Source organism: Rhizobacter sp. P3_B12, assembly GCF_056402895.1.
Genome location: NZ_JBFUGN010000381.1, coordinates 1 through 5,385, shown reverse-complemented (window position 1 = coordinate 5,385; position 5,385 = coordinate 1). Strand labels below are relative to the sequence as shown.

The 5,385-nt window shown below is 55.6% G+C and carries 5 protein-coding genes; 3 read left to right on the top strand and 2 right to left on the bottom strand.

Annotation, left to right across the window (positions count from 1 at the left end):
• The first annotated feature begins 39 nt into the window (after positions 1-39).
• A complete protein-coding gene (locus AC1D01_RS19040) occupies positions 40-1,164 on the top strand; it encodes a ThiF family adenylyltransferase (protein WP_477869000.1) in 1,125 nt (374 codons plus the stop codon).
• Between the two features lie 448 nt (positions 1,165-1,612).
• On the opposite strand, the gene AC1D01_RS19035 is transcribed toward AC1D01_RS19040, so the two are convergent.
• Positions 1,613-2,317, bottom strand: coding sequence for a hypothetical protein (locus AC1D01_RS19035; RefSeq protein ID WP_477868998.1), 705 nt, complete (start codon positions 2,315-2,317; stop codon positions 1,613-1,615).
• Between the two features lie 62 nt (positions 2,318-2,379).
• Here AC1D01_RS19035 and AC1D01_RS19030 point away from each other — a divergent pair, with 62 nt between their 5' ends.
• A complete protein-coding gene (locus AC1D01_RS19030; RefSeq protein ID WP_477868996.1) occupies positions 2,380-3,036 on the top strand; it encodes a DUF6445 family protein in 657 nt (218 codons plus the stop codon).
• 126 nt (positions 3,037-3,162) lie between these two features.
• Here AC1D01_RS19030 and AC1D01_RS19025 read toward each other — a convergent pair whose 3' ends face one another.
• A complete protein-coding gene (locus AC1D01_RS19025) occupies positions 3,163-3,387 on the bottom strand; it encodes a hypothetical protein (protein WP_477868994.1) in 225 nt (74 codons plus the stop codon).
• A 508-nt stretch (positions 3,388-3,895) separates the two neighbouring features.
• Here AC1D01_RS19025 and AC1D01_RS19020 point away from each other — a divergent pair.
• Positions 3,896-5,385: hypothetical protein (locus AC1D01_RS19020; protein WP_477868992.1), on the top strand; the 1,490-nt coding region annotated here is incomplete at its 3' end.

The following is a 5,385-nucleotide window of genomic DNA, read 5'->3' as shown; positions in this document are numbered from 1 at the left end:
CTATTCATTCTTTCCGGTGTTGCTGGAGGCTAATTAATAATGGAACCATTCTTCAGCCGCCAACGCTTGCTCGAGGAGATTGGAATAGAGGGGCAGCATCGCCTTGGGGCGTCTCGCGTTCTAGTGGTTGGTGTCGGAGGACTCGGCTGTCCAGCGGCACTCTATCTTGCAGCCGCAGGAGTTGGGACCATCGATCTCGTAGACGACGACATTGTCGATGAGACGAACCTTCACCGCCAGATTTTATTCCATCCCGAAGATATAGGACATTCGAAAGCGAGGGTTGCAGCTGAACGGCTGTCGAAGCAATTTCGGCATACCCAATTCCGCCCCTATCAACAACGATTGGTCGCGGCCAACGCCGCTGAGCGTATTCAAGACTGCGATGTCGTGCTGGATGGTAGCGACAACTTTTCAACCAAATTTCTCCTCGGCGATATATGTGCCGCAGCCAGCAAGCCTCTCGTATACGGCTCGGTCAACCGTTTTGAAGGCCAAGTTGCCGTCTTTAACGTTGCCGATTCCGAAGACGAATTGACGCCTGTGTCGTATCGCGACATCTTCCCCGCCGCGACACCTGCGGAGGTTGGTGGCAGTTGTGCCGAAGTCGGGGTCTTGGGCGTAGTGCCAGGGATCGTAGGAATACTCCAAGCCTTGGAGACCGTGAAGGTACTGCTCGGAAGAGACGACGCAGCGACCAAGTTTATGCTCACTTTGGATCTTCTATCGCTTTGCATCGACCGGCTCCCGATTCGCCGGCGCCCAACAAGTGCTCCCGCCGTCGGAGCCAATCAGGAGCCCTTGCTCTTTCGGCAGGATCCAGAGCATTTGGTAACGCCGAAGGACTTGGTTGCCCTGATGGAGTCCGGCGGACGATACCAACTCGTCGATATTCGCACCGAAGAAGAGCGAGCTACAGGTCATATTCCCAGCATATCGATCCCATCGCACGAGTTGGATGATCGCGTCCTCGAGCTCGATACTAGCGTTCCGATTATTCTCTATTGTCAATCTGGAATAAGGAGCTACGGTGCTGTTCTGAGATTCCTTTCTATGGGTTTTCGGGTGAAGAGCCTGCAAGGGGGTTATACAAACTTTGGCATATTCATCCGAGGCACCCAGCCCGCCGCCACGAGCGCCCAGATTACGCCCGGCGTTGCTTAAGGGAGGAACCAGCGATGTGGACAGTAGTCGAAAGAATTGAGTCTCTTAGGCAATGGGCGCTACCAGATGAAGTCTTTTTCGCCTCGGGTGCATGTCACATGCTTGCATCCGCGGCCTGCGAAGTTAGGCGCGACTGGTCTCCATATCTGATTCTTCCTTGTATCGAATATCTCAGCACAGGCATGCATGTCTACATCTCGGACGGAGTCTCGGCATTCGACTGGCGAGGAGACACGAGTCTCGCATCACTGCTCCACTTCCACGAGGAAAGCTGCCGCGCCTCTATACCGAGCTGGCATTACACGACCGTCAAGTTGACTGATAATCCCGCCGAATTCCCTTTTTGCAGGAAGTATCTCCATCGACATTTCTTTCAATTCGCGGATGACCCGCTAGCGCGAGCTCGGAACTACATTGCCAAGAAGAATTTCTTGTTGATCGAAAATTATTAATTGGAGTGATGAATGAGTTGGGCTGGAGGGGCCTCAAGGGGTAGCAAACGTAGGCCACGCCCGATATCTTCGTGCAGTTTGGCAATGCGTTCTGCAGGGAGAGTTCGTAACAGATCAAGCGGGAGATAGCCGTGGCCTCGCCCCAAGAGAACGCCATAGAGAGTCGCAATATTTATGCAGCGACATTGCACTTCGAATTTATTTGTTTTTATCTCAAGCGTCTCAATACTGAAGCTTTCTTCACTATGCTCGGCCTTGCAACCATCGATGCTCGCCGCTCTTGCCAATATAGCAACCAAATTGTGCGGGTATTGAAATACATACGATTGCTCGGGCCCCTTGATTTCGATGGCGGCACCCGGAGGCAGCAATTTAACACCCGTATACGTCATTTTTTCACTTCCATCCACTTGCCCAATTCGGTCGAATACATTAAGCCCAATCGCGGATTGGCCAATATTTATGATGACTTCCACTGAGTTTGGAATTCTTGCATATTGGCCAAATTTCGGAGCGCTAAAATTTATACCAACCAAACTGTAAATCTGTCCGTCCTCTTCGTTGAGTCGCTGCTCGCCTTGGGATGTTTCGACACTGTTCGATGGTCCCTCTAGTGATCGTTGCAGAGCATGATTCAGTGCTTTCGCCAATCCATTGAGTCTATGCTTAGGTGAAGCCATCATTTCTTCCGAATTTGGCATTTGAAATCGTTCTCCTATTATCCACCAGTTCTTAGCATTCGAAATTCAGGGGGAAAATCGTCATGTTCAAGAGTGAGCCATCCGGAGCCAAGAGTACATCTGCCACTAGGCTCATTGTTGTAGACAACTTCTACACCAATCCGAACGCTATCAGGGAACTCGCCCTGCGAGCAGAGTATTTTTCCGAAGATCAATGTGAAACGTTGAGCGGGCAAGAGTCGATCCGCGGCTTTCATTCAACGCAGTTGATGGAGCGGCTCAGCTCCTTGGTCRGCACCGCAATTTCAGTTGACGGAGATAATAATGCGTTTGGTCGTTTCCGCTACTCCACGCAAAGTCAGAGGCGAACCACAAAAATACATTTCGACAATACCGACTGGACTGGCGTCATATATCTCACACCGGAAGAGGTAGCTGAAGGCGGAACGATCTTTTGTCGCCACAAGGAAACAGGCTTGTCAGGCGTACCCACGAAACCTCAGCTGATGGAGCTTGGATTCACTTCGTTGGAGGACTTCGACCGAGAGATCGTTATGCGGGACTCACATGATGATGAGAAATGGGAAATCGATCTTTCTGTGCGAGCGAAGTTCAATCGCTTGGTCTTGTTTCGCGGAAGTGAGATGTTTCACGGTGCTGCGTCTTTTTTCGGAACGGCCCCAGAGAATGCACGGCTAACCCAAGTATTTTTTTTCAACGAGATTCATGCATCCTCGTAACATCGCGGAATGACTCTGCTCGAGTCGAAATGCATGGGCCAGTATGTGTCCGGCCGTCCCATCTTAAGGTAGACCAATGATTGAGGTGGACGCCATCGCAGGACGCAATCACAGACACGATGCGCGCTAGGCGCCGCACTCGGCGGCGCAGTCTGCCGGCCAGTTGATCGACACGCTTTTCACACCACGCTTGAGCTCGATGCGGATGTCGGGCCTCGGTTCAGGTTCGCAGATCGGCATCGCCGCCCGTGGCATCGGCAGCTCGATGAATGCAGCCGGCACTGCGCCTGCCGCAACCTGCGAGTCTCTACGCCACTTGTGCACGAGGTTGGCGTTCAGCCCATGCGCCATCGCAACCTACGCCACCGATGCGCCCGGTGCGGCACATGCCTCGAGCACCGAGCCTTCAGATCAGCGTCAGGGCGTCTGCGTGCAGTAGGTTTGGTGTCTGGCATGGTGTCCACCTCAATCCTTGGTGGACACCATCCTTGCCGCCGAACACTCTCGCTTCAAGATGGGATTGCCGGACGCATACGATCTGAAGGCCCGCGTGCTCGGTGCATGTGCTGCATCTGCCGCATCGGCCGCCCACGTAGTGATGGCGCATCGGCTGAATCCCATCCACCGATCCGCGCGCTGAGTTCCGTCGTAGCTGATCCCCCTGGGGCCGACAGACGTTGCAGGCGCCAGATCGACATTGCGCTGGCAGGCCATCGGTTGCGGGCTAGGGGTGCAAGGCGCAATACGGACGCGGAGTACACGCCATCCTTATCGCGCCCTTCCCTATGGCGATCGCCTCAGACAGAATCGACGCAGCCACGACAAGAATCGGCTCTTCGGACAGACATGGGAGACAAAGTTGGCTTTCGTAGACGGCAAGGTGCGCATCGAGCGCATGCGAAGGAAACTTGCGAGCATCGCAACAAGGTATTCCCTCGTCGACCTGGAATGGATCCTCCTATTGCTGGTCGGCTCGCACCGGATCAAGCAAGAGGCGAAACACATCGTTCCCAAGCATCACGTTGAGGTCTGCAGGACCATCGAGGCTGTCCTCTATCCATCCTCGGATACGGCCGTCTTCAGGACGGCGTGGAGCGAGCTTCTCGACACGCTTGACTCTCTGCTCCAGATCGGCCGGCCGAACCTGCCGATGCCTGGGGCTTCCGATGAAATGCAGTCGATGATCGACGTGGCGCGATCAGAACTGGAGGGCGCGTCAGTCGAAACGGCATTGTGGATCTTCGACGACGTCTTCTACCGCCTCGCGAACCAATGGAAGCCAACCGACAGGCGGCACCACGAATTCGTTGCCGCGCTGGCGATGCCTTGGATCGGTGCTGAGGAGAGGGCGTTTGAACTCTATGGGACCTCAGGCGAACTCTTCTCAAACTGGAGGCAGCCTCCGGCTGAGTCCGTGTGGTTGGCGAGCGTCGCGCAGTTCGATGGAATCGAGCGCGGATTCGCCTACGCCATGAGGCTGCTGATCCGCCGTGTGCGTGCGATCCAGAATATTGGCCCTGAACCTTGGCAAAGTGCCCCTTTCCTCCTCATCGACCAGGTGTCCGCGACCAAAGCGGTCCACAGTTGGCGCGCGGGCGATCCCGGCCACGCCCCCGCTGACAGCGGCGCGGCGAGTTTGCTGGTACAGGCCGCCTTGTCCAACTCAGACGCCGTAGTGCTTGCAATCGTGGGACGGCAAGACCGCTTTGGTCCGGCCCGTTACAAGCGGGCAAGGGAAGTGCTCGTCCAAGGGGGTAGCCTCGCGGCGGTCATCGACTTCGATAGCTTCGCTCCCTCGGGGCGCCGCGTGGCGCTGAGCGCCTGGCTGACGATGGGCAGGCACTTCCGCAAGCCGAATAGTGTTCTGTTCGTGGATGCGCGTCATCTGCTGCAGGACAGGTCCTTGGCGGAAGGCGAGCAGGTTCTCCGACTGGCGAGCCACTTCGCACGTCACTGGAGCAGGGGATTTGACTTGCTCGACATGGAGCCAGCACTGGCAGATGCCCCATTGAGACTGAACCGCTACTTCGGCAGAACGTTCGAGTCGGGGTATCACGACGTGCCTGGCTTTTGTCGCGCGGTCGAACCCGCTGAGATGGCGGCCAAAGATTGGGCACTGAGAGCAGAGGTCTACGTTGGAGAACCCAATGCACCGGAATGGAAATTGGGACTGGATACTGGGCCCATATGGCGCGCGCTCAGCGCCAACTCACCAGCGCTCTGCATGTACCTCATCGGCAACAACGGCTCGGGCAAGAGCCGTGCGCTTCGGGAGCTTTCGATCGCTCTTGCAGACAGTAACCAGGTATCGCTCGGCCTCGCGTTCGGCACAACCGATCGGTTCACCTT